The sequence below is a fragment of the Eggerthella sp. 1_3_56FAA genome, assembly GCF_000185625.1.
GTDB lineage: Bacteria > Actinomycetota > Coriobacteriia > Coriobacteriales > Eggerthellaceae > Eggerthella > Eggerthella lenta.
This window is the reverse complement of the sequence record NZ_GL622579.1, coordinates 821565-846203: the sequence shown is the minus strand read 5'-3', so window position 1 is coordinate 846203 and position 24639 is coordinate 821565. Positions and strand designations below refer to the sequence as shown.

At 65.2% G+C, this 24639-nt stretch carries 22 protein-coding genes; 14 read left to right on the top strand and 8 right to left on the bottom strand.

Annotated features, from left to right (window positions below; translation table 11 throughout):
• Positions 1 to 74: 74 nt before the first annotated feature.
• The gene (gene ychF, locus HMPREF1023_RS03700; protein ID WP_009304811.1) at positions 75 to 1139 is read left to right on the top strand and encodes a redox-regulated ATPase YchF; all 1065 of its coding nucleotides are present in this window, start codon (positions 75 to 77) and stop codon (positions 1137 to 1139) included.
• A 54-nt stretch (positions 1140 to 1193) separates the two neighbouring features.
• Here ychF and HMPREF1023_RS03695 read toward each other — a convergent pair whose 3' ends face one another.
• A complete protein-coding gene (locus HMPREF1023_RS03695; RefSeq protein WP_009304810.1) occupies positions 1194 to 3029 on the bottom strand; it encodes an oleate hydratase in 1836 nt (611 codons plus the stop codon).
• Between the two features lie 336 nt (positions 3030 to 3365).
• Here HMPREF1023_RS03695 and HMPREF1023_RS03690 point away from each other — a divergent pair, with 336 nt between their 5' ends.
• The 4 genes from HMPREF1023_RS03690 to HMPREF1023_RS03675 all read left to right on the top strand — a co-directional run bounded on the left by HMPREF1023_RS03690 (position 3366) and on the right by HMPREF1023_RS03675 (position 7616).
• Entirely contained in the window at positions 3366 to 4490 is a 1125-nt protein-coding gene (locus HMPREF1023_RS03690; protein WP_009304809.1) for an aldo/keto reductase, read from the top strand.
• Positions 4487 to 5119 (top strand): 7-cyano-7-deazaguanine synthase, encoded by a 633-nt coding sequence (locus tag HMPREF1023_RS03685; protein WP_009304808.1) that lies wholly within the window; start codon positions 4487 to 4489, stop codon positions 5117 to 5119. Before HMPREF1023_RS03690 ends, HMPREF1023_RS03685 begins: the two co-directional genes overlap by 4 nt.
• A gap of 101 nt (positions 5120 to 5220) precedes the next feature.
• The gene (locus HMPREF1023_RS03680) at positions 5221 to 6168 is read left to right on the top strand and encodes a HipA domain-containing protein (protein WP_009304807.1); all 948 of its coding nucleotides are present in this window, start codon (positions 5221 to 5223) and stop codon (positions 6166 to 6168) included.
• A gap of 137 nt (positions 6169 to 6305) precedes the next feature.
• A complete protein-coding gene (locus tag HMPREF1023_RS03675; RefSeq protein ID WP_009304806.1) occupies positions 6306 to 7616 on the top strand; it encodes an amidohydrolase family protein in 1311 nt (436 codons plus the stop codon).
• Here the strand turns inward: HMPREF1023_RS03675 and HMPREF1023_RS03670 are convergent.
• Genes HMPREF1023_RS03670 through HMPREF1023_RS03660 form a run of 3 tightly spaced genes read right to left on the bottom strand, consistent with a single transcriptional unit; the run spans position 7613 to position 10328 of the window.
• Positions 7613 to 9268, bottom strand: a complete 1656-nt coding sequence (locus tag HMPREF1023_RS03670) for a VWA domain-containing protein (RefSeq protein ID WP_009304805.1) — start codon at positions 9266 to 9268, stop codon at positions 7613 to 7615. The genes HMPREF1023_RS03675 and HMPREF1023_RS03670 overlap by 4 nt on opposite strands.
• 21 nt (positions 9269 to 9289) lie before the next feature.
• Positions 9290 to 9886 (bottom strand): hypothetical protein, encoded by a 597-nt coding sequence (locus HMPREF1023_RS03665; protein WP_035578351.1) that lies wholly within the window; start codon positions 9884 to 9886, stop codon positions 9290 to 9292.
• Positions 9876 to 10328, bottom strand: a complete 453-nt coding sequence (locus HMPREF1023_RS03660; RefSeq protein ID WP_227100943.1) for an RNA polymerase sigma factor — start codon at positions 10326 to 10328, stop codon at positions 9876 to 9878. Before HMPREF1023_RS03660 ends, HMPREF1023_RS03665 begins: the two co-directional genes overlap by 11 nt.
• Positions 10329 to 11034: 706 nt before the next feature.
• Here HMPREF1023_RS03660 and HMPREF1023_RS03655 point away from each other — a divergent pair.
• Both HMPREF1023_RS03655 and HMPREF1023_RS03650 read left to right on the top strand, forming a co-directional pair.
• The gene (locus HMPREF1023_RS03655; RefSeq protein ID WP_009304802.1) at positions 11035 to 13080 is read left to right on the top strand and encodes an ATP-dependent DNA helicase RecQ; all 2046 of its coding nucleotides are present in this window, start codon (positions 11035 to 11037) and stop codon (positions 13078 to 13080) included.
• A 166-nt stretch (positions 13081 to 13246) separates the two neighbouring features.
• Entirely contained in the window at positions 13247 to 13954 is a 708-nt protein-coding gene (locus HMPREF1023_RS03650) for a pirin family protein (RefSeq protein WP_009304801.1), read from the top strand.
• Between the two features lie 74 nt (positions 13955 to 14028).
• On the opposite strand, the gene HMPREF1023_RS03645 is transcribed toward HMPREF1023_RS03650, so the two are convergent.
• From HMPREF1023_RS03645 to HMPREF1023_RS03635, 3 genes are read right to left on the bottom strand one after another with little or no spacing between them, the layout of a single operon-like run.
• Positions 14029 to 15063, bottom strand: coding sequence for a DUF4097 domain-containing protein (locus HMPREF1023_RS03645; protein ID WP_035578348.1), 1035 nt, complete (start codon positions 15061 to 15063; stop codon positions 14029 to 14031).
• Complete coding sequence (locus HMPREF1023_RS03640) at positions 15056 to 15688, bottom strand: DUF1700 domain-containing protein (RefSeq protein WP_009304799.1); 633 nt, start codon at positions 15686 to 15688, stop codon at positions 15056 to 15058. Before HMPREF1023_RS03640 ends, HMPREF1023_RS03645 begins: the two co-directional genes overlap by 8 nt.
• Entirely contained in the window at positions 15685 to 15999 is a 315-nt protein-coding gene (locus tag HMPREF1023_RS03635) for a PadR family transcriptional regulator (protein WP_009304798.1), read from the bottom strand. Before HMPREF1023_RS03635 ends, HMPREF1023_RS03640 begins: the two co-directional genes overlap by 4 nt.
• An 857-nt stretch (positions 16000 to 16856) precedes the next feature.
• Here HMPREF1023_RS03635 and gatC point away from each other — a divergent pair.
• The 6 genes from gatC (at position 16857) to HMPREF1023_RS03605 (ending at position 23481) form a co-directional block, all read left to right on the top strand.
• Positions 16857 to 17168, top strand: coding sequence for an Asp-tRNA(Asn)/Glu-tRNA(Gln) amidotransferase subunit GatC (gene gatC, locus HMPREF1023_RS03630; RefSeq protein ID WP_009304797.1), 312 nt, complete (start codon positions 16857 to 16859; stop codon positions 17166 to 17168).
• Complete coding sequence (gene gatA / locus HMPREF1023_RS03625; RefSeq protein ID WP_009304796.1) at positions 17168 to 18856, top strand: Asp-tRNA(Asn)/Glu-tRNA(Gln) amidotransferase subunit GatA; 1689 nt, start codon at positions 17168 to 17170, stop codon at positions 18854 to 18856. The genes gatC and gatA overlap by 1 nt, the downstream gene beginning before the upstream one ends.
• A 2-nt stretch (positions 18857 to 18858) precedes the next feature.
• Positions 18859 to 20433 carry an Asp-tRNA(Asn)/Glu-tRNA(Gln) amidotransferase subunit GatB gene (gene gatB, locus HMPREF1023_RS03620; RefSeq protein WP_009304795.1) on the top strand — a complete coding sequence of 525 codons (1575 nt, stop codon included), beginning with the start codon at positions 18859 to 18861 and terminating at the stop codon, positions 20431 to 20433.
• Positions 20434 to 20496: 63 nt separating this feature from the next.
• Positions 20497 to 22011, top strand: coding sequence for a sodium:alanine symporter family protein (locus tag HMPREF1023_RS03615; RefSeq protein WP_009304794.1), 1515 nt, complete (start codon positions 20497 to 20499; stop codon positions 22009 to 22011).
• Positions 22012 to 22089: 78 nt separating this feature from the next.
• The gene (locus HMPREF1023_RS03610; RefSeq protein WP_009304793.1) at positions 22090 to 22374 is read left to right on the top strand and encodes a hypothetical protein; all 285 of its coding nucleotides are present in this window, start codon (positions 22090 to 22092) and stop codon (positions 22372 to 22374) included.
• Between the two features lie 213 nt (positions 22375 to 22587).
• Positions 22588 to 23481, top strand: coding sequence for a DUF2797 domain-containing protein (locus HMPREF1023_RS03605; protein ID WP_009304792.1), 894 nt, complete (start codon positions 22588 to 22590; stop codon positions 23479 to 23481).
• Here HMPREF1023_RS03605 and HMPREF1023_RS15400 read toward each other — a convergent pair.
• Positions 23478 to 23987, bottom strand: a complete 510-nt coding sequence (locus HMPREF1023_RS15400; protein WP_139019518.1) for a hypothetical protein — start codon at positions 23985 to 23987, stop codon at positions 23478 to 23480. The two genes, HMPREF1023_RS03605 and HMPREF1023_RS15400, sit on opposite strands and share 4 nt — an antisense overlap.
• Positions 23988 to 24091: 104 nt before the next feature.
• Between HMPREF1023_RS15400 and HMPREF1023_RS03600 the strand changes: the two genes are divergently transcribed.
• Positions 24092 to 24639 (top strand): ATP phosphoribosyltransferase regulatory subunit (locus HMPREF1023_RS03600; protein ID WP_198006013.1); only part of this gene is annotated, 548 nt, incomplete at its 3' end.

Sequence of the window (24639 nt, the reverse complement as noted above, 5' to 3'; positions counted from 1 at the left end):
GGGGAGGCCGCGCAGGGCGCAGGTAGTTTGCTATCATGGGACGACACATCTGCATCGTATGAGAAGGAAGTTCCATGTCGCTATCCATCGGTATCGTCGGTCTGCCGAACGTCGGCAAGTCCACGCTGTTCACGGCCCTCACGAACAAGGGCGGCCTCGCGGCCAACTACCCGTTCGCCACCATCGAGCCCAACGTGGGCGTGGTGCCCGTGCCCGACGCGCGCCTGGACGCGCTGGCGAACATCGACCATCCCACGCGCATCGTGCCCGCCACCATCGAGTTCGTGGACATCGCGGGCCTCGTGGCCGGCGCCAGCCAGGGCGAGGGCCTGGGCAATCAGTTCCTCGCGAACATCCGCGAGACGGACGCCATCTGCGAAGTCGTGCGCTTCTTCGGCGACCCCGACGTGGTGCACGTGGCGGGCCGGGTGGACCCGAGCAGCGACGTGGACACCATCAAGACCGAGCTCATGCTGGCCGACATGGCCACCATCGAGAAGGCCCTGCCGCGCTTGGAAAAAGAGGCGAAGCGCGACAGGGACGGCGCCAAGAAGGTCGAGGTGGCGAAGAAGGTGCTCGCGGGCCTGGACGAGGGGCACCGCGCCCGCACGTTGGGGCTGGACGAGGACGAGCAGGCTGCCATTTACGATCTGCACCTGCTGACGATGAAGCCCATGCTGTACATCGCCAACGTGGACGAGGACCAACTGGACGCCGATCTGCCCGAGATCGACGGCTGCCGCCCCGTGCCCATCAGCGCGAAGGTGGAGGCCGACCTGGCCGAGCTCGATCCTGCCGAGGCGAAGGAGTACCTGGAGGCCATGGGTCTCGAAGAGAGCGGCCTGGCGCGCCTGGTGCGCGAGGCGTATAAACTTCTGGGGCTGCAGTCGTACTTCACCACCGGCGAACAGGAAACGCGCGCTTGGACCATCCCCGTCGGTGCGAAGGCTCCGCAGGCGGCGGGCGTCATCCACACCGATTTCGAGCGCGGCTTCATCAAGGCGGAGACGGCCTCGTACGAAGACTACGTGGGGCTGGGCGGCGAGAAGGGCTGCCGCGATGCCGGCAAGCTTCGTCAGGAAGGCAAGGAGTACGTCGTCCAGGACGGCGACGTCATGCACTTCAAGTTCAACGTGTAAGGAATTCGTTCCGAACCCCCTTTGAACAGGGGGTTCGGTTTTTAACGGAAACGTCTAATGCATGCCGGGGTATACGGCTCCGGTGGCGGGCGCGGGCGCGTCGCCGCGATCGGACGGAATCACGCCGAACTCGACCAGCAGACCGTAGAGGTCGGTTCCCTTGATCTTCTCGATTCCCTCGTGCAGGGCGAGCTTTTCGAGGGGATTCATCTCCATGTCGGTGATGGGCTTGCCGTCCCTGATCAACGTGGTGGCGTTCAGCAAATCGCGGATGTCGAACGCGCTGCCCCATACTTCGGGCACGCCGCGGTCGACGTTGCACAGCGTGTAGACGGCTTCCATGCCGGTGCGCATGGAATACTCGGTGGTGAAAATGGTGTCGCGTGGTGTTTCCGCGAATTGGCCGATGAACGCGAAGTTCACCGCGCCTTCAGGTACGACGTCGGGTCGGTCGCCTGCGGCGCGCGGCATGAAGAATGCCGTGATGTAGGGCATCATGCACGGAACCGTGTTGGCGCTGTTCTCGGCGAGCTCCTCGATCTGCGATTCGGGAACGCCCAGGTGGTACAGCCACTCCATGCATATTTCCTTGCCGGTGCATTCGCGCAGGGTTTTCTTCACGTAGTTGCCGGGCACATCGGTGAACAGGCCGTATATCCAGCCGCACAGCTGATCGTCGGGCTGGGCTCTGAACTGGGGTTGCCTGTTGAACGTCCAGCTTAAAAGCCAGTTCGAATCTTTTACGGTAACGATGCCGCCGGTTACGACGCCGCCCGAGAACGGATCGCGACGGCAAATGCTCTCGATATAGGGAACGATCTTCTCATCGAGCGTCGTGACGGTGGCGCTCATCCAGTTGGATTTCTCCGGATCGCCGATGAATTTTTCCGGATTCCCGAATGCGGAATCCTGCCGTGCGATACGTCGCCACAGGTCGAACCCGGTTCCTTTTTCCAGCACGGCGTTGAACTGGGCCGGCTCGTCTTGCGATCCGAAGGACGAATTGGCGACGCAGCTGCCGTTGGTGATGAACAGCAGGTCGTCGTCGGTGAGGTGAAACGTCTTGTCGGCCCCTTCGCATATCGTCTGCACCTCGGTGGCTACTTTGCGCTCCGGGGTGCTGGAGAACGTGATGTCGACGACCTCGGTGTTCAGATGGATCTGCACGCCCTGGCCTTTCAGGTAGTTCACCATGGGCAGGATGAGGGATTCGAACTGGTTGTACCGGGTGAAGCGCAGTGCGCTGAAGTCGGGGAGCCCGCCGACGTGGTGGACGAAACGCTGGATGTAGCGCTTCATCTCGAGCGCGCTGTGCCAGTTCTCGAAGGCGAACATGGTGCGCCAGTACAGCCAGAAGTTGGAATCGAGCACATCGTCGGAAAAATAGTCGGTTATGGGCTTGTCGTCGAGTTGCTCTTCGGGGGTGAAGAACAGGTTCATGATCTCCATGCACGCCTTGTCGGACAGGTTGAATGTATTGTCGAGGCCGGCGTCTTCACCCCGGTTGACCGTTGCGCGGCACAGGGAATAATTGGGATCGCGCTTGTTCAACTGATAGTAGTAATCGAGGATGCTCATGTTCTCGTCCTCGATGGAGGGGATGGATCGGAACAGGTCCCACATCACTTCGAAGTGGTTGTCCATCTCGCGACCGCCGCGCATAGTGAAGCCGAGCTGGGGATACTCCCACCCGTCGCAGGCGCCGCCTGGTTCGGCGTCGCGTTCGAACAGGTGCACGCGCGAGCCGTCCATCTGAGCATCCCTGATCAGGTAGCACGCGGCTGACAAGCCCGCCAGCCCGGTGCCGACGATGTAGGCCGACTTGTCCTCGATGCCCTCCGGCTTTGCCGGGCGGGCGAATGCTTCGTAGTTTCCGCTGGAATAGTACACAGGCTCTCCAATCTCTCGACGTGGGGGTACGGCCCCCATTGTGATGCGGGGCGTCCGAGGGCGAAGAGGGCGTACCGACCTGATGCGGTTTCGTTTGGAAGGGGTAACGTGGGGGTTCGGGTTGGCGCATGCCGCGGTGTCGAAGAACCCAGAACGGCTTGCATTGCGTTCGGCGTCGGCTTCGTAGCTTTGTTGCCGCTCGAACGATTGCGGCCGGCTTGTTTTCCGTTTGTGTATACTGATCACGAACAATGCGCTGAAGCGTGTCGGATGGTTCGAGCGGCCGCGCGTGTCGAGCGCGATCGGGTGAGCATGGTCGGGGAGCGAGGATTATCTATGGACGAGATCGGGAAGCTGGGCTTCGGGTTCATGAGGCTGCCCGTCGTCGAGGGCGACGGCGGCAAGGAGATCGACATCGAGCAGGTCAAGCATATGGTAGACCTGTTCATGGACGCGGGCTTCACCTATTTCGACACGGCGCGCGGCTACCATAACGGCCGGTCGGAGGCGGCGCTGCGCGAGGCCGTCGTCGAGCGCTATCCGCGCGAATCGTTCCAGGTTGCCACGAAGCTGCCGGCGTGGCTGGCGAAAAACGCCGACCATGCGCGCGCTATGTTCGACAAGTCGCTGCGCGAGACGGGGGCGGGTTATTTTGACTTCTTCTTGCTGCATAACCTGGGCGAGGAGCGCACGCGCCTGTTCGACGACTTCGGCCTGTGGGACTTCCTGCACGAGAAGAAGGAGGCGGGTCTGATCCGCAACCTGGGCTTCTCCATCCACGACAAGGCTGCCGTGTTGGAAGAGGTGCTGGAGGCGCATCCCGAGGTGGACTTCGTGCAGCTGCAGATCAATTACGCCGACTGGGAGAGCGAAACCGTCGAATCGCGCAAGTGCTACGAGGCTGCGCGCGCCCACGGGCTGCCTGTCGTGGTGATGGAGCCCGTTAAGGGCGGCTCGCTCGTGCATCTGCCCGAGGAGGCGGCGGACGTGCTGCGCGCCGTGAACCAGGACGAGTCGCTGCCCTCGTGGGCACTGCGGTTCGCCGCATCGCTGCCGGGCGTGCTCACCGTGCTGTCCGGCATGTCCACGCCCGATCAGGTGAGCGAGAACACGCAGATCATGCGCTCGTTCCATCCGCTGACGCACGAGGAGGACGAGGCGCTGGCGCGCGTGCGGGCCATCCTCGACGGCGTGTCCACCGTGCCGTGCACCGACTGCCGCTACTGTTTGAAGAACTGCCCGAAGGGCGTGCGCATCCCGGCGGCCCTCGCGTCGCTCAACATCCTAGAGCTGTTCCACGACATGCATCGGGCGCAGGAGAACTACGATTGGAACGCGTCGAGCGGCCCCGCGTCCACGTGCGTCGGGTGCGGCGCGTGCGAAAGCGTGTGCCCGCAGCATATCGAGATCGTGAAGGAGCTGGGTCGCGCCGCCGAGCTGTTCGAGAAGAAGCCGGCATGACGGCGACAGGCCCCGGCCAGGACGTGGGCGTCGAGGCGCTCGACGCGTTCTTCGCGCGCACGCCGCGCTTGGCCGTGGCGTTCTCGGGCGGGTGCGACTCCTCGTTCCTGCTGGTCGCCGCGTTGCGCGCCGGATGCGACGTGAAAGCGTACGGCGTGCGTACGGCGTTCCAGCCCGCCTTCGAGATCGACGACGCGAAGCGCCTCGCCGCCGAGCTGGGGGCGGACTTCGAGCTGGTCGACGCCGACGTGCTGGCGCAGGGCGAGATCTGCGCGAACGGACCCGATAGGTGCTACCGCTGCAAGACGTTCATCTTCTCCACCATCCTCGCGCGCATGGCCGAGGACGGCTTCGAGGTGCTGGCCGACGGCACGAACGTCACGGACGATCCGGCGAACCGCCCCGGCTTCCGGGCGCTCGCCGAGCTGGGCGTGGTGTCGCCGCTGCGCCGCGCGGGCATGGCGAAAGACGACGTGCGCGCCGCGTCGCGCGAGCTAGGCCTGTTCACGGCCGACAAGCCCAGCTTCTCGTGCATCGCCGTGCACGTGGGCGCGGGACGTCCCGTCACCGCCCAGACGCTTGCCGAGACGGCCGAACGCCTGGGCGTGACGGGTGGGAAGCGCCCGTAAGCGCGACGCGCCGGTTGACGATTCGTCGTAGGCTGCAGCCGCGCTGGTCGAGCGTGCTACAATGATTCGACATCAATCGTCGGCGAAGGAGAGCCTGCAGAATGAAGATCGTGGATTTGCGAGATTGTCCCGCCAGCGGCCTTTTCTACGGTGGGCGCGCCGGACAGAAAGAGGGCATTCTCGTGGACGGCGTCCCGTGGATAGCGAAGTATCCGCGTACGACGCGCGACCTCCAGGGCAAAAATCTTCCGCCGTACACGTCGAGCCCTGTATCCGAGCATCTCGGCGCGCGAATCTACGCGTCGCTCGGCATTCCCGTTCATGAGACGATGCTCGGTTACCGAAACGGCAAGATCGTCTGCGCGTGCAAGGACTTCACGTTTCCCGGAAAGCGCCTATTCGAGTTCAAGGATATCAAGAACGCCCTTTCCGACGATGACGGGGGATTCGATTCGGCTCCCTCGGACGGCGAGAGCGTCTTCCTTGGCGACGTGCTCGCCACGATAGAGACATCCGACCTCCTGCGCAGCGTGCCCGGGGTGCTCGAGCGTTTCTGGGATATGTTCGTGGTGGACGCGTTCATCAAGAACCCCGACCGGAACAACGGTAACTGGGGCGTGTTGATGGACGCGTCGTTCTCCTACGAGCTCGCGCCGGTGTACGATCTGGGCAGTTCGCTGTTCAGCAAGCGTGGCGATTCGCTTGCACGGCGGAGGATGCTCGACGAGTCGGATATCGATCAGGATGCGTTCGGGACGAACGTGTCGTGCTATCGCCTGCCCTCGGGCGATGGGAGGGGGGCGTCCATCCACCCCTTCTCCTATATGGCGCAAACCGTCAACCCCGACCTCGATGCGGCGATCAAGCGGTTCATGGGTTCCGTCGACATGGGTCGGATAGACGCGCTCATCGACTCCGTTCCGGCGGAGGCGTACGGACGGCCTATCATGTCCGAGGCCGTCCGAGCCTCCCATAAGCTTCTGCTTCGTCGAAGGATCGACGAAGGCTTCGCCCCTTTGCTCGCGCGCATCGTGGAGCGCGAGGGCTAGCCGCCGCTCGTCCCGGGGCGCAAGGCGGGTACGCGCCGGGGCTTCGCGCGCTGTTCGCGACGGCGTATACTGGGAGATGCACGACGCGCCGCTTCGGCGAGCGCGGCGGCGCCTTTGCCCCAACCGAAAGGAACGCCATGACCTCCTACGTTTTCACCCATGCGACCGTGCTCGACGGCACCGAGGGCATGGAGCCGCAGCCCAACATGACCGTCGTGGTGAACGAGGGCGTCATCGAGAAGGTGGGTCCCGCCGCCTCAACCGTGGGGCCGTTGGGCGCGCGCGAGATCGATCTGGCGGGAGCGTATCTGGCGCCGGGCCTGGTGAACCTGCATGTGCATCTGTGCGGCTCGGGCAAGCCGACGAGCGCGGGCGCTGCCGGCGACCTCATCGACAAGGTGGTGGGCAACCCGTTGGGCAGGTGGTACCTGCGCCGCACGCTCAAGGCGCATGCGCAGCAGCAGCTGGCCAGCGGCGTGACCACGGTGCGCTCGGTGGGCGATCCCGGGTTCGCCGACGTGGACGTGCGCGACGCCATCGACGCGGGGAGGTACCCAGGTCCGCGGCTGGTCGCATCCGGCGTGGGGGTCACGGTGCCGGGAGGCCACGGCGCGGGCCTGTTCGCGCACGTCGCGTCCACGCCGGAAGAGGCGCGTGCCATCGTGCGCGATTGCTTCGCGCACAAGTGCGACCTCGTGAAGCTGTTCATCACCGGCGGCGTGTTCGACGCCGAGGTGGAGGGCGAGCCGGGCGTGCTGCGCATGTCGCCCGAGGTCGCGCAAGCTGCCTGCGACGAGGCTCGCAAGCTCGGCCTGCGCACCGCCGCGCACATCGAGAGCGCCGAAGGGGTGCGCGCGGGCCTCGAAGCCGGCGTGGACACCATCGAACACGGCGCTGCTCTGGACGACGAGCTGATCGCGCTGTTCAAGCGCAACGGAGCCGGTCGCGCCTCGTCGTTGACCTGCACCGTCTCACCCGCGTTGCCGTTCGTCGAGCTCGACCCTGCAAAAACGCACTCCACCGAGGTGCAGAAGGTGAACGGCCGCATCGTGTTCGAGGGCATCGTGCAGGCGGCGAAGCAGGCGCTGGCGGCGGGGATCCCCGTAGGTTTGGGAACCGATTCGTCGTGCCCCTACATCACCCAGTACGACATGTGGCGCGAGGTGGTGTACTTCGAGCGCATCGTGGGCGCGTCGCGTCAGATGGCGCTGCATACGGCCACGTTGGGCAACGCGCGCATCCTGGGGCTGGGCAACGAGACGGGCTCCGTCGAGGCGGGCAAGGCGGCCGACCTCATCGTGCTCGACCGCAACCCCCTGGAGAACCTGGAGGCGCTTCGCGACGTGCGCATGGTCATGGCTCGCGGCGTGCTGGACGAGCATCCTCGCGTGAAGCGCCTTGCCGAACTGGACGTCGAGCTCGACGGCTTCCTGCCGAAGCCCGTCTAGCGGCGCTGCCGGCGGGCGAGGTCGGCGAGGAGGGTTTCGAAGCCTTGCTGCTGGTCGGTGAGCTCGCAGCTTGCCAGCAGGTCGCGGGCGCTTTCGAGGGTGGCGGTGCCGGCATGGGGCGAGCGGTGCAGCGCCATGCCGCATTCGATGACGGCGGCTGCGAACGTCCAGTCGTCGTTCGGGCGGTCGGTGCAGCTCTCGTCGTCGACCACCAACGTCTGCTCCACCGCTTCGACGGTTCCCGCAGGGCGGTAGCGCATCGTGCACGTCAGCCATTCCCCGCCGTTCGCTTTGGAGCGGCGATCGTCCTGCCGGTCGTCGGCATCGCTTCCGTATTTCAATGCGGACGCGCCCACCTCGAACGCCGATCCTGCGGGGACGATCTCGTACGCCACGGTGAACGCATGGCCCGCGCCCACCTCGCCCGCGTCGGCCGCATCGTCGCGGAACTCCTCGTCGGCGAGCGCGCGGTTCTCGTAGCCGATCAGCCGATAGCCCTTCACCCGGTCAGGATTGAATTCCACCTGGATCTTCACATCGTCGGCAAACGGCACGAGGTTCGCACGGAGGTTCCGTCCGAGCACCCGCCGGGCTTCTTCGGCGCAGTCGATGTAGTGGTAGGCGCCGTTGCCGTGGTCGGCCAGCGTCTCCATCTTATTGTCCTTGTAGTTGCCCGAGCCGAATCCCAGCACCGAGAGGTACACGCCGGTCTCGCGCTTCCGCTCGACGAAGTCGTGCAGCTCGCTCTCGGACGAGATGCCCACGTTGAGGTCGCCGTCCGACGCCATGACGACGCGGTTCACACCGCCTTCGATGAACGACGATTCCGCCAGGCGGTACGCCTGCTCCAAACCGGCTTCCCCGTTCGTCGACCCTTCGGCGACGAGGCCGTCGACGGCGCGCATGATACGCCGCTTGTCGTCGCCCGGCACGCCTTCGAGCAGCACGCGCTCGCCGCTGGCGTAGGTTACGACGGACACGCGGTCGCGCTCCGTCAGCCCTTCGACGAGCGTGGCGAACGAGTCTTTGACCAGGGGGAGCTTGTCAGGGTCGTCCATCGACCCCGAGACGTCGATGAGGAACACGAGGTTGGCGCCCGCGGACGAAGCGTCGCCGTCCTTCTCGGTGGCGAATCCCATGACCAGCAGCTTCGTCTGGTCGTTCCAAGGACAGTCGCTCATCTGGGTCGATACGCCGAACAAGTCGGAGCCAACGGGCGCCGGGTAGGCGTAGTCGAAGTAGTTGAGCAGCTCTTCGGTGCGCACGGCGCCGGCAGGTACGACGGCCGGCGCGTATTCCTGCGCCACCATGCGGCGCAGGTTGCAGTACGAGGCCGTGTCGACGTCGGCCGACAGCGTGGACAGCGGGCTGGTCGCAGGGGAGAGGAACCCCGGCTCGTCGAGCGCACGGTATTCCTCGGTGCCGCCGGGAGAGGGCGAGGGGTTGTACGGATAGGGAGGAGGGCATGAGGAGGCTGTCTCGGGCAGCGCGGAACCGATGGCCATGATCTCCAATTCGCTTGCAGCCGATCCCAGCTGGCCGCCCGCCTGACCGTCGGGGCTGCATCCGGCAAGCGATGCGCCGGCGATCAGGGCGGCGAAGGCGATGGAGCCCGCGGCGAGCCTGCCGCGGCTGCGGTTGGAAGCGTGCATGATGTTCTCCGTTCGTCGGGCTTACGCGGGGTCGGCCAGGTACGTGACGCCGTTTTCGTCGTATCGGATGGCATAAGGGTGGGCCGGGTCGCTCGTCGCGAACACCGTGCACGGCGAGGATGCCGTTACGCCGGGGCCGGTGGCGACGGTGCGCTCCAATTCTTCTCCGACGATTTCGGGGCTGGCAGGTAGGGGGCCGTCGTCGCCGAGGGCGACGCGCAGACGCTCGCCCGAGGAGAGCGTGACGAACGGGTGACGTGCGTCTCCGTCGGACGGAGCCGCGCCCGATTCGCTTTGCGCTTCGTCGGCCGAGGAGGGGGCGGCTGATTTCAATTCGTCGTTGATGCTGGCGATCGTCGCCGCACCGCCGGAACTCGGGGGCTGCGTGAGGGAGGAGGCGTAGGTGAGCGCGCCGATGCCCGCAGCAAGCACGAGGCAGGCGGCGAGGGGGATCAGCGCGCGCCGCGCCGACCGGCGCTTCGGCGCGCGCCGCTCGCTTGCGGCCAGCAGCTCCGCCAGCATGCGCCGCCGGGCCTCTTCGTCGGGACTCATGCTCTCGTAGGCATCCGCCAGACACTTCTCGAGCGATTCTTCCGCGTGGAAACGGCTATCGTCCATGTCTCTCACCTCCCAACATCGTCTTCAGAAGCGCCCGCGCCTCGCTCAGATGGCTGCGCACGGTCGAGGATGGCACTCCGGTCAGGGCCGCTATCTCTGCCGTGCGATACCCCTCGTAATAGAACAGGTACACGCAGGTCTTGTACTTCTCCGGCAGGGCCAGCACCGCATCCAGCGTCTCGTCCTGCCGCGCGCGCCTCTCGTCCGCGATGTCTTCGGGAAGGGCGGTCTGCCGCGTTCGGTGCGCGCTTTTCAGCACGTCGCGGCAGTGGTTCTGGGCGCATACTATGAGCCATGCCTTCTCGTGCTCGGGGTCGTTGAATCGGCGCGGGCGGTCGATCAGCTTCATGAACACGCTCTGCGTCGCGTCCTCCGCGTCGGCCGCGCTGCCCAGAAACGAGTAGCACAGCCTATACACCGTCGCGGCGTGGCGGTTGAACAGTGCGGCTATGTCGACGTTGTTCTGCAGCGGTTTTCCCTTTCTGACTGCAACACGATCGAGCGGCGGGTTTTGTCGGATGAATTTGGAGGATATTGTAGCGGAAGGCGATGCTTCGCTCCGCAAGCCTGCGAAACCTTGCGCGCAGCCCACGCGGTTCTTGCGTGCAGTCCATGCGGATCTTGCGCGATTCTAGCGCGGATCGTACGCGGATACCACGCGCAGCACGCGTCGATCCAGTGCGGATCCAACGCGGATCACGCGTGGATCCAACGCGGATCTAACGTCAAAAATATTGTTTGATCTGGGAAAACTTTTACTTCACAGACAGCGTGCGAGGCACTAGAATCATGGCTGTCAGCAGTGTCCGTTTCCGGCGGGTGGCGCCTTCGAGAGGAGGTGATTACCCGATGGATAGTTTCAATCTGATCGCAGGACTATGTTCCATCTTGTCATTCTTCATGGCAGCCTACGACTGGGCGCGACGAAAGCGGAAGGCATCGAGGAAACAGAAAGGACGGCGGGAGTCCTAGTCCCTAACCGTCCCCGAAACGTACCGGCGTCACCCGTCCGGAGCTTCAATCCCACGGGCACCGCTGACACCCTGCATTATACATGCTTCCTGCCGTCGCGCAAGACGTGTTCGAGGAACAATGCAGTATCATGGGAATACGAGAGCAAGCCGGAAACGGGCGGGGAGGAAGCAGCAGTGACGGATCTATCGCAGGCGCACCAGGCGCTCAAGCAGCACTTCGGCTACGAGGCCTTTCGACCGGGGCAGGAGGGTGTCGTCGAGGCGATCCTCGGCCGCCGCGACGCGCTCGCGGTCATGCCCACGGGCGCGGGCAAGTCGGTGTGCTACCAGGTGCCCGGCGTGGTGATGGACGGCTTGGCGCTGGTGGTGAGCCCGCTCGTGTCGCTGATGGGCGACCAGGTTCGCGCGCTTCTGGACGCCGGCATCCGCGGTGCCTACCTCAACTCCACGCTCACGCCCGGGCAGCAGTCCACCGTCCTGCGCCGCGCGCTGGACGGCGCCTACCAGATCATGTACGTGGCGCCGGAGCGACTTGCCGATCCGAGGTTCCTCGAATTCGCGCAGAGGGCGGCCATCCCGCTCGTTGCCGTGGACGAGGCGCACTGCGTGTCCCAGTGGGGCCAGGATTTCCGCCCGTCGTACCTGACCATCGGCGATTTCATCGCACAGCTGCCGAACCGTCCCGTCGTGGCGGCGTTCACGGCCACGGCCACCGCGCGCGTGCGCGCCGACATCGTGCGCCTGCTCGACCTGCGCGACCCCTACGAGGTGGTTACGGGCTTCGACCGCCCGAACCTGTACTTCGGCGTTGAGCGGCTCGATCCGAAGCGCAAGATCGCGCGCATCGCCGGCTACGCGCTGGAGCATGCGGGCGACAGCGGCATCGTGTACTGCTCCACCCGCAAGGACACCGACAAGGTGCACGCCGCGCTGCTGGAGGAGGGCGTCCGCGCCGCGCGTTACCATGCGGGCATGTCGGCGGCCGACCGCGCTGAGAGCCAGAGCGCGTTCATCGCCGACGACGCGCCGGTGATGGTGGCCACCAACGCGTTCGGCATGGGCATCGACAAGTCGAACGTGCGTTACGTGATCCACCACAACATGCCCGGCAGCATCGAGGCGTACTACCAGGAGGCCGGTCGTGCCGGCCGCGACGGCGAGCCTTCCACGTGCCTTCTGTACTGGAGCGACGGCGACGTGTCCACCTGCCGCTTCTTCATAGAGCAGGAATCGGGCAACGAGGAGCTTTCGCCCGAAGAGGCCGAAGCCGTGCGCGCCTCGCGCCGCCGCCTGCTGGCGGCGATGACCGGCTACTGCCACACCACCGGCTGCCTGCGCCGCTACATCCTCGATTACTTCGGGGAGCAGAAGGTTCCGTCGGCTTGCCGGCCGACGGAACGAGCCGACGCTGCGGAGGCTTCTGGCGCCGAACCTTGCGGCTCCAAGTCCTCCTCACGGCCCGAAGGCCGCCACGTCGGACTTTCACCGCAATCTTCGGCGCCAGAAGCCTCCTCGCTGACGTTACGAACGACCGGCGACAGAGGTTTTTCCTGCGGCAACTGCTCGAACTGCGCGGGGGAGTTCGAGTCGATGGACGTCACCGACACCGCGCTCGCCGCCATGCGCTGCGTGCAGGAGCTGCGGGGTCGCTTCGGCAAGGGCATGGTGGTGGATGTGCTGCGCGGCTCGCAGAACGCGAAGCTGCTGGACATGCATCTGGACGAGGCCGCGTGCTACGATACGGTGAACGCTCCGGCTGCGCAGGTGAAAGAAGTGATCGAGCTGCTGGCTGCAGGCGGCTACCTGCTGATTACCGAGGGGACGTACCCGGTGGTGGGTCTGGGGCCGCGTGCCCGCGAGGCTGCCGAAGAGGGTTTCAGCTTGTCGATGAAGCGCGTTCTGCGAAAGCCCGAGCGCACGCGTTCGGCTGCAGGCGGTTCGCACGTGTTCGGCTCGTCGGGAGCGCCCGCGAACGATGCCGACCCCGAGCTGTTCGAGCGTCTGCGCACGCTGCGCAAGCGCCTGGCCGACGAAGCGGGCAAGCCTCCCTACATCGTGTTCTCCGATGCGGCTCTGCGCGATATGTGCGCGAAAAGGCCTGCAACCGACGAGGAGTTCCTTGAGGTCAGCGGCGTGGGCGCTACGAAGCTCGCCCGTTACGGCGAAGCCTTCCTGTCCGAGATAGCCGCGTTCGAGCAGGGGCTTGCAAACGGGCGATGATCCGCCTCGCCGCTTCCGACCCGTGCGAAAAATCCGCCCCGCTCTCGCTTGCCCTCTAAGCTTGCTCCTCATCATCTCGTTACGCGAGCGACATGCAACCGCCACGCGTGGCGCGCAGGGGCACGCTATCATCGCTTCATCAAACAACAAGAAGGAGCGATGGGCCATGATCAAGGTCATCAAGCACGAGAACATGGGCAGAAGCGACCGGGGATGGCTGCACAGCCTGTTCCATTTCTCGTTCGCCGAGTACTACAAACCCGATAACATCAAGTTCGGCGCGCTGCGCGTGGTCAACGACGACCGGTTCGACCCGCACGGCGGGTTCGGCATGCATCCCCACGACAACATGGAGATCATCAGCTACGTCGTGGACGGCCAGCTCACGCACCGTGACAGCCTGGGCAACGGGAGCCGCCTCGAGCGGGGCGACGTGCAGTACATGAGCGCAGGAAGCGGCATCATGCACAGCGAGTACAACGATACGAACGAGCCGCTGCGTTTCCTGCAGATATGGATCTTGCCTGACGAGAAGAACGCGGAGCCGAACTATGGCGACCACCGCTTCGACTGGGAGGACCGCGTGGGGAAGTGGATGCCCGTCGCCTCGGGCGAGGAGGGCTTCGCGCCTATCCGGATCCACCAGGATATGAAGGTGCTCGTAGGCGTCATCGGCTCGGACGAGACGCTGTACTACGACCTCGACCCGGCGCGGCAAGCCTACCTCATCCAGATCGAGGGCGAAGGCATGGTGAACGGCAACGAGCTGGACGCGGGCGACGCGGCCGAGATCACCGCCACGCGCGAGGTGTCCGTTCGCGCGAAGACGCCGTCGCACTACATTATGTTCGACATGGCTGCTGACGAGGCGTAACGGCTTTGGCATGCAGAAGGCCCGCGGCAACGCCGCGGGCCTTCGTTGCGCGTTTGCGCAGGAAGAAGGGTGATTTAGAGCTTCGGGGCCTCGGGCGCTTCGGGGGCTTCCGGTGCGGTCGGCGCGCCGGAGTCGCTGCGGACGCCATTGCCGTTGCTGACGCTCGCGCTGCCGCCGGAAAACGTGAGCGTCACGTCTCCGCTCATGGTGCGAGCGCTCACATGCCTCGACGCTGTGGCGCTGCCGGCCGGCGAGTGCACGTCTCCGCTGACCGAGGAGGCCTCGATGGCGTATTCGCCGTCCGAACTGGAGAACGAGGCGTTCACGCTGCCGCTCACGGCATCGAACTTCGCGTCGGTGGCTGCCACGCCCGCCGCCAGGATGTCGCCGCTACCCATGCGGGCGTCGAGGGTCGCCGTGTTCACGCCTCGAAGCAGCTGTCCGCCGCTCGCCGTGTCCAGCTTCACGATCTCGGTCGCCTCGACGTCGGAGAATTCGATGTTGCCGCTCATCGTGGTTGCGCTCAGGTATGCGCACTGGACGCGCTGCACCTGCACGTTGCCGCTGGCGGCGTTCGTCACGATATCGTCCGCGGCGAGGCGGGAGAGCGAGATGTTGCCGCTCGCGGTTTTCGCCGTCACTGAGCCCAACCTGTCCAGATCTGCGGCATCCACATTGCCGCCCATGAGGTCGATGTCGAGCGTGCCCGTGTAGCTGCGCGGCACCTTCAGAACGGTAGAGTGGTCCTCGAACGATCCGATCATCATGATGTCGATGGCCGGCTCGCGCGAGCCTTCGACGGTGACGGTGCCGCCGTTGTCGTCCACGTCGAAGCTCTTGCGCTCGTTCGTCCAGTACGTCACCTCGATGGCGTCGCCGTCGGTCGGCTCGATGCGCACGTCCTCGCCCATGTCGCGCAGGACGATGGCGGTGTGGGGGTTTTCCGTCTCGGGTGCGAACGTCTTCGTGGAGGACGTCCAATTGCGGGATTCGGTCGAGAGGTTCTCGAAGTTGAACCCGGCCGCCGCGAACGCGCCGAACGATATGGCGCCTCCGCCGATGACGAGGATGGTTGCTATGACGAGCAACGTCTTTTTGCCGCTAGACATGAGCTGCTCCTTCCGGCGCGATCGGGCTGGCATCGTTGCGCTTCAGCTTGATGAACAGCCCCTTCACCCAGCGGGCGAACGAATGCGTGAGGTTGACGAGCCCCTTGCTGGCGGCCAGCACGCCGAACCAAGAGAACAATCCCAGGCCTGCACCGGCCAGGCCGCAGCCGAAGACCCAGATGCCCGAGAGCGGAAACCCCGTGGCCGCGCACCAGGCCAGGCCGAACACGCCGATGGGCGCGCATAGGAGCAGCGTGAGCACGACGGCCCACAGCGCCACGACGACCGACCAAATGGCCAGGTAGATGGCCAACACCATGCAGGCGAACGCCAGCGCCAGCGTCACCCAGATGGGGGAGAGGATGGCAAGCAGCACGATGTTGAGCGTGCGGCTGCCGGTGTTCGCCTTCGCGATGGCCTTGGGAATGGGCGGCGTTTCGGCGACGATCTGAGCTGCGATGGCGTGCACCGATCCCAGCGCGGCCACGGCTTCCTGCTCGCTCATCCCGTCTTCGATGCGGTCGTCGATCATCTCGGCGTAGAACGCGATCGATTGTTCCACCTCGTAGGAGGGCAGCTTGCCGAGCGCATGCCTGAGCGCATCCAGAAACTCGGTCTTGTTCATCGGTTGGCACCTCGTTTCACATATTCGTAGACGTCCAATACGTCGTCCCAATCCTTCAAGAACTCGTCGAGGTACGTGACCCCGGCCGGCGTGATGCGATAGTACTTGCGCAGGCGCCCGTTGTGCTCGATGGCGTAAACCGTCAGCAGCCCCGCCGATTCCAAGCGTTTGAGCAGGGGGTACAGCGTCGATTCGGTCAAATGCAAACTCGACGGCACGTCTTTGACGATCTGGTACCCGTACGAGTCCTGGCGGTTGATCGATGCGAGCACGCAAACATCGAGGAAACCTCGTTTCAATTGTGCATCCATCGCATACCTCCTTTCGCCTTATACTATATGACACATAGTATAAGGCGTCAACGGGTATTTGGAGATTCCGCGGGAAGGATGGCGGGGAAGGGGCTGCGCGGCTGCGACGGCTGCCGATGAGCTGCCGGGGCTGTGCGGTTGCGACGGCTGCCGATGAGCTGCCGGGGCTGTGCGGTTGCGACGGCTGCGACGGCTGCCGATGAGCTGCTGGGGCTGCGGGGACGCTCCGAGATGGGGAAGGGCCTGGTCGCGGAGCCTTCCCGCTCAGCCGAAGTGCGCGAGTGTCTCACGTGAAACATTTGTGCGGTTCTCCATCGAAGCGAGGCGCGACGGTATCGGTCGCGAGAACCCGGGCGGGAGACGCCGATCGCGCGCTCGGCGCCGTTACGGTAGTGCGCGGCACGTCGACCGGCGCGGCATGTTTCCGTGGTTCCATGTGCAGCAAAAACGAGCTTTTGGCACCCCTCGGTGCTCTTCGGCATTTTGCTCGTTGAAACTTTGCAGCAAAACCCCAGGTCGCGTTTCATCGAGCCTTGGGAATGCGGCATTCGGCCTCGGTTCGGCGGTTTCCGGACGGGTCCGGCGTGCCAAAACCTCGTTTTTGCTGCACATCGCCTTGAGGAGACGCGCGAACCCGCCCGACGGCACGAAGCGACGACCCGGCGCGGCGCGATCCGAGCCGCGTTCCTCAAGGCGCGCGGGCGTTGAGAAAAATCATGCGGGGCGGGAGCGCGGTGGGTTGGCAACGCCGAGGTTTGCTATTATAGACGGGTTATGTTTTCACCGGTGCCACCTTCGGTTTTCGAGCGATACGCGCGGAGCCGATGCGTGAAAACGAGAGAAGGAAAGCAGGCTCTATGACCCAACACCTCACCGAGCGCGACGTCCGCAGCATCGCGGAGTACGCGCGCATCGGGCTGGACGCCGACGAAGTCGTGCAGATGACGGTCGATCTCAACGCCATCATCGACAGCCTGAAGCCCATCACCGAATACGACCTCGACGGCGTGGAGCCTACGTTCCACCCCATCGGCGGCCTTTCAAACGTCATGCGCGAGGACGAAGAATCCCCCTCCTTCACGCAGGGGGAGGCGCTGGAGAACGCGCCGAAGCAGCAGGACGGCTGCTTTTTGATCCCCTCGATTCTGGGCGAAGGGGGCGATCGCTGATGGCTGCAACCGCACCCGTGTTCGCCGCAATGGGCGTGCGCGAGATCCGCGCGGGCCTCGCCTCCAAGGACTTCTCGGCGCGCGAGATCGCCGAGAGCTCGCTTGCCCGCGTGCGCGCGCTCGACGGCGCGACGCATGCGTTCCTCGAAACCACCGAGCAGCTGGCGCTTCGGCAGGCGGCTGCGCTCGACGCCGCCGTCGCGGCCGGTACGCTGGACGCGTGCGGCCCGCTGGCCGGCGTGCCCGTGGCGTTCAAAGACAACATGAACCTGGAGGGTACGCACACCACGTGCTCGTCCGCGATGCTGGCGAACTACGTGTCGCCCTTCACGGCTACGTGCGTTCAGCGCACCATCGAAGCCGGCGGTATTCCGCTGGGCAAACTCAACATGGACGAGTTCGCGTTCGGCTCTTCCACGGAGACGAGCGCGTTCGGCTCCACTAGGAATCCGTGGGATCTCTCGCGCGTGCCCGGCGGCTCGTCGGGCGGCAGCGCCGCTGCCGTGGGCGCGGGGTTGGCCGCCATCACGCTGGGCAGCGACACGGGCGGCTCCATCCGCCAGCCGGGCAGCTTCTGCGGCGCTGTGGCCGTCAAGCCCACGTACGGCGTGGTCAGCCGCTACGGCGTGGTGGCCTTCGGCAGCTCGCTGGACCAGGTGGGCCCGTTCACGCGCTCGGTGGAGGATGCGGCTTTCGCGCTCAACGCCATCGCCGGCCGCGACGTGCTGGACTGCACGAGCCAGGACTTGGACGTCGACTTCACGGCGAACCTCGCCGAGGGGGTCAAGGGCATGCGCATCGGCGTGGTGCCCGCGTTCATGGAAGCCCAGGGTCTCACCGACGAGGTGAAGGCCAAGGTGGAGGAGGCCGTGGAGCATCTGCGCGCGCTCGGCGCCGACATCGTGGAGGTGGAGCTGCCCAACGCCCAGGCCGCTATGAGCGCCTACTACGTGCTGGGCCCCTGCGAGGCGTTCAGCAACCTCGCACGCTTCGACTCGGTGCGCTACGGCTACTGCGACCCGGGCCACAAGGACCTCGGCGGCCAGTACGAGGCCAGCCGCGCGAAGGGCTTCGGCCCCGAGGCGCGCCGCCGCATCATGCTGGGCAGCTACCTTCTGTCCGCAGGTGTGTACGACACCTACTACTACCCGGCGCAGCAGGTGCGCACGCTCATCACGCAGGACTATGCGCGCGCCTACGAGCAGGTGGATTGCATCGTCGCGCCCGTGTCGCCGCGCACGGCGTTCACGTTCGGCGAAGTGAGCGACCCCACCGACATGTACCTGTCGGACATGTTCACCATCTCCATCAATATCGCTGGCAACGGCGGCATGAGCCTGCCGGTGGGCCTCGGCGCCCAGACGCAGCTGCCCGTGGGCGTACAGCTCATCTCGCCCCAGTTCAAGGACCAGAACATGCTGCGCGTGGCCGCCGCGCTGGAAACGGTGTACGGCCCCGCCCCCGTGGCCCCGGCCTTCGCCCCGGGTCAACCCTACCCCGAAGGATCGATGGCGGACATCCCCGACGCCGCCGACGCGACCCCAGGCGTCGACCTGCCGGGACTATGCATGGACAGGGAGCCCTCCGGGGGCGTCCACCAAGCGAGTTCCGCAGCGAAGCGAGGACTGTCTGAGCGACTGGATGCCCCCGGAGGGCTCCCGTTCCAGGTAGAAAAGGCAGGTGAGTAGCCATGCGGAAGCTCGAAGAGGTGCTCGAGGATTGGGAGGCCGTCATCGGCCTGGAGATCCATGCCGAGCTCACCACGCTCGACACCAAGATGTTCTGCGGCTGCAAGCTGGAGTTCGGCGCCGAGCCGAACACGCACACGTGCCCCGTGTGCCTGGGGATGCCGGGCGCGCTGCCCGTGCCGAACCGCGCGGCCATCGAGTCCATCGTGCTGGCGGGCCTGGCCACGAACTGCGACATCGAGAAGCACTCGATGTTCTACCGTAAAACGTACATGTACCCCGACATGTCGAAGAACTACCAGACCACGCAGGGCCCCGTGGCGTTCTGCATGCGCGGCCACCTCGACCTCGACGTGGACGGCGCGGCCGCCAAGGAGCGCATCGACCTGGACGGCCTCGACGTGGGCGAGAGCCGCGGCAACGTGACGCGCACCGAGACCGGCTACACCGCGCACGTGGGCATCACGCGCATACATATGGAGGAGGACGCGGGCAAGATGGTGCACATCGGCGGCGGCGAAGGCCGCATCGCCGGCGCCACGCACTCGCTGGTGGACTACAACCGCGCAGGCACCCCGCTCACCGAGCTGGTCACCGAGCCCGACCTGCGCACGCCCGAGGAGGCGCGCCTGTTCATGCAGAAGCTGCGCCAGATCTACCTGGCGCTGGGCATCTCCGACTGCTCGATGGAAGAGGGCTCCATGCGCTGCGACGGCAACGTGAGCCTGCGCCGCCGCGGGGCAAAGGAGTTCGGCGTGAAGACCGAGCTCAAGAACATGAACAGCTTCAAGAACCTCCACGACGGCCTGGCCTACGAGATCTGCCGCCAGGCGGAAGTGCTCGAGGAGGGCGGCCAGATCTTCCAGGAAACGCGGCATTGGGACCCGTCGGCCAAGCGCACCATCGTGATGCGCGTGAAAGAGACGGCCGACGACTACCGCCTGTTCCCCGATCCGGATCTCGCGCCCTACGACCTTACGGACGAGTGGATCGATTCCGTGCGCGCGAAGCTGCCCGAGCTGCCCGACCAGAAGGCGGCCCGCTTCGAGGACGCGTTCGGCCTGAGCGCCTACGATGCGCGCCACTTGGTGGAGCATCGCGCCACGGCCGACTTCTTCGAGGCGTGCATGGAGCTGGCCGGCGCCGATGCGGCCAAGCTGGCGAAGCCGGTGGCGAACCTCGTCATCAACGACGTGACCGCCTACCTGAACGCGCACGAAGGCGTTCAGCTGGCCGACACGCCGCTTACCCCGGCGCGCGCGCTTGCGCTCGTGCGTCTCACCGCCGAGGACGCCATCTCGTCCAAGCAGGCCAAAGAGGTGTTCGCGGCCGTGCTCGACGAGGACAAGGATCCGGCCGCCATCGTGGAGGAGCGCGGCATGAAGCAGGTGTCCGACACGGGCGCCATCGAAGCCGTCGTCGACGCGGTGCTGGCCGCCAACCCCGACAAGGTGGCGCAGTACCAGGGCGGCAAGACCGGTCTCATCGGGTTCTTCGTGGGCCAGTGCATGAAGGAGATGCGCGGCCAGGGCAACCCGAAGCTCATCAACGAGCTTCTGGCGAAGAAGCTCGGGTAAGCATGCGCGCCGCCGCCTCGGGATAGGCGGCGGCGCGCTTCGTTCTCGTAAAGGGGAAGACCAATGGATTTCAATGAGATGCTCGTCGGCATCACCGGCGAGGTGAGCGGGTTTCTGTACACGTACATCCTGCTCGTCCTGCTCGTGTTCGTGGGCGTGTACTTCACGATCCGCACGAAAGGCGTGCAGATCCGCTTCATCAAGGACATGTTCACGCAGTTGACGGAGAAGAAGCACGTCAAGGGCGAGCGCTCCATCTCGTCGTTCCAGGCGCTCATGGTGTCTACGGCCTCGCGCGTGGGCACGGGCAACATCGCGGGCGTGGCCACGGCCATCGCCACGGGCGGCCCGGGCGCGGTGTTCTGGATGTGGCTCATGGCCATCGTGGGCGCGGCGTCGGCGTTCGTCGAGTCCACCCTCGCGCAGATCTGGAAGGTGCGCGGCAAGGAGGGCGAGTTCCGCGGCGGCCCGGCCTACTACATCGAGAAGGCGCTCGGCAAGCGTTGGCTGGGCATCCTGTTCGCCGTGCTGCTCATCCTGTGCTTCGCGTTCGGCTTCAACGGCCTGCAGGCCTTCAACGCCACCTCGGCGCTGGAATACTACATTCCCGACTACGCCACGAACGGCACGGCCATCGCCTGCGGCATCGTGCTGGCGGTGATGACCGCGTTCGTCATTTTCGGCGGCGCGAAGCGCATCAGCGTCATCACGTCCATCATCGTGCCCATCATGGCCATCGGCTACATCGCCATCGCGGTGTGGACCACCCTCTCCAACATCACGGAGCTGCCGGGCGTGTTCGCGATGGTGTTCGCCTCGGCCTTCGACGTGCAGGCCATCTTCGGCGGATTCGCGGGTTCGGTGGTCATGCTGGGCATCAAGCGCGGCCTGTACTCTAACGAGGCCGGCATGGGCTCGGCGCCGAATGCTGCGGCCACGGCGTCGGTGTCGCATCCCTGCAAGCAGGGTCTCGTGCAGAGCCTGTCCGTGTACATCGACACGCTGCTCATCTGCACGTGCTCGGCTATGATGGTGCTCGTGTTCTACGTGCAGGATCCGCAGGCGGCTTCCGCCCTTAACGGCATGCCGCTCGTGCAGATGGCCGTGAACAACTCGGTGGGCGAGTTCGGCATCCACTTCATCACGTTCGCCATCTTCGCCTTCGCGTTCTCCAGCCTCATCGGCAACTATTTCTACGCCGAGAACAACCTGCGCTTCATCAAGGGCGACAGCAAGGCGCTGCTGTTCGTGTTCCGCGTGGTGTGCCTGTGCGTGGTGTTCTACGGCGCCGTGAACAGCTTCGACTTGGCGTGGAACCTCGCGGACATCTTCATGGGCTTCATGGCGCTCGTGAACCTCATCGCCCTGCTCTTCCTTGGAAAATGGGCGCTTGCGGCGCTCGACGACTACACGCGCCAGCGTAAGGAGGGCATCGATCCGGTGTTCGTGGCCGATCGCATTCCCGGTATGCCGAAGACCGAATGCTGGCACGTGTCCGAGGTGCACGACTACGGCAAGCCGCCGGTCAAGGAGTATCTGGACGACGCGCTCGACCCCGAGTACGTCGGGCTGAACTGACGCGCGCCGCTGGACGGGCGTGGTAGGATAGAGGGAAACGCGCGCGGGCGGGCGGCGCGCCTTGGGAAAGGAAGCGGCATGGCTGACGACGACCGTCGCGCGGGCGACTGGCAGAAGCGCGACCTGCGCAAGAACGCGAACGACCTGATCGAAGAGCCGAACCAGAAGGCTTGGTGCAAGCAGACGTTTTGGATCGTGTTCTTCCTCATCGTGTTCTGGCCGGTGGGTATCGTGCTGTGCTGGAGGAGCAGCTGGCATATCGTGGCGAAGGTCCTCGCTTCGGTGGCGGTGGCGTTCATGGTGTACTTCTCGGTGACCATGTACCAGGCTACGCAAGCGCTCATGGCGGCGGGCATGGCGTAGGTCGTCCGCGCCGCTCGGTTCGCGACTCTCTGCGGAAGAAGGGTCGTCCCGCTCGCAACCGAGCGGGACGACCCTTGCTTTTTCGGAAGGCGAACGACTCCTGTGCGATTTTTCGCCTTTCGCCGCAAGAGCGTATCGCGAATGTTCCTTGTGCGCTATCATTTCCAACGAAAACAGTGATCCATTCAGTACGAGTTGCACAAGGATAACGATATGACGAACTTCGCGAACGGTCACACGACCGTCCTGGCAGGCCACGGTTTCGCCGAGTCCGGCCCCTACCTCTTGATCAACGACGTAGAGCAAGGCGAGCAGCACCGTTTTCCCGTGTTGGGCAAGACGTTCTCGTTGCGCCGCCTTCCCACGCGCCGCTGCGTGGGACGCTTCGATCTGGCGTCCTACACGAAGGAGGTGTGCCCGCTCAACGTGGAGCTGCTTCCCGATGCGAAGGACACGATGTGTCCGGCATGCCAGGAGGCCACGGGCTTCAACCCCTCGTTCTACTACGCCGACTTCATCTCCGCCCAGCAGCGCGCCTACAACCTGACGCCGCATTTCACGTACCTGGCGTACTTCTCGCCGAAGCACGTGAAAGCCGGCATCTCGTCGGAGACGCGCGGCATCGAGCGCCTGCTGGAGCAGGGCGCCCGCGCGGCCCGCATCGTCGGCCGCTTCGGATGCGCCGACGACGCGCGCGAGCTGGAGGCGGCGCTGTGCGCGCAGCCCGGCATCCTGGAGACGATGCGCGCGTCGAAGAAAGTGGACTTGCTGGTGAACGAGCGCTTCGATTTCGTCGAGGCGAAGGCGGTGCTCGACGACGTGGTGGAACGTCTGGGTCTCGAGGGCGCTGAGCCGGCTCAGGACCTGTCGCCCCACTACTTCGGCGGCCCGTCGCCCGACTGCCACGACTTGCAGGTGCCCGAAGGCCACGACGGCGAATGCGGCGGACGCTGCATCGGCATGGTGGGCGGCGCGCTGGTGTTCCAGCAGGAGGGCACGAACTACGTCGTGTCAGTCAAAGAGTGGGAGTCGCACGAGGTCGAGCTGCTGCTGGACGAAGTGGTGTGCACGTACGACTTCGCGCCCCAACAGTTCTCCTTGTTCTAAGGCGGGGTGGGCGAGGGCGTGCGCCTTCGCCCCGACGGCGGCATCGCGTGTGCGGTATCGACCGAAATGCCGCAGATCCGGCTTCCCTCGACTTCCTTGCCTTTTCTACGGGCAGGCTTCATTGCGGCTTCGGAATCGCTGCTTTTCAGGAACGGCACGGATGGTCGGTTCGATCTGCTGCAAAAACGGGTTTTTGGCGGCAAGGGGAACGAACGCTCCCGGCGGAAATCTTGCGACCAGGTGTTTTTCAGACTTCCCCGTGTTCGAGGGCTTTCGGTGGCGCTGAAGCCGCGAAATTGCTGCCAAGAACCCGTTTTTGCAGCAGATAGCTCAGTCCAAAGCGTACATCCGTCGCTTGATGCGGACGGCGTTTTTCCGCGTGCGGGGAATCGATAGGATGCAGCGTCCTTTTCTTCGGCTAAACATTCTTTCCTCGAGGTGCGGCGAGCCGTGATCGCGCTCCTTCTATGACGTAAAATAAAGCGGTTGTCCGAAACGTTCTGCAAACGGCTTGCTTTACTACTCTACTGTGATAAAGTACTACCAGCAAACGAACGGCGTGCGCGGCCGCGTGCGAACCGGCGAAACGATGCAGCGAAGGAAGAGAACCATGGATTACGTGACACCGGCAGGGTTCAGAGACGTGCTATCCGACGAGGCGTGCATGCGCGAGCGCATCGCTCGCGACGTGCAGGCATGCTTCGCGGCGCGCGGCTACCTGCCCATCGAGACGCCGACGCTGGAGGTCATGGACGTCATGCGCGCGGGCGGCCGTATGCCCGGCTCTCCCTTCAAGTTCTTCGACGCGAGCGGCGACCTTCTGGCCATGCGCCCCGACGTGACGCTGCAGGTGGCGCGCATGTGCGCGACGCGCCTCGCGGGCCAGCCGGGGCCGTTCCGCTTCCGTTACATGCAGCGCGTGTTCCGCGAGGCCGAAGGGCGCATGCAGGCGCAGGCGCGCGAGATGACGCAGATCGGCGTGGAATGCATCGGCGAGGCCGGGCCGCAAGCCGACGCGGAGGTGGTGGAGCTCATGGCGGAGGCGCTGGAGCTCGCGGGCGCGCGCGGCTGCAAGCTGGCCCTGGCCACGGTGGGCGTGCTGCGCGCGCTGCTGGCGGCCAGCGGGGCGTCCGCGCAGTGGACCGAGCGGGTGCTGGC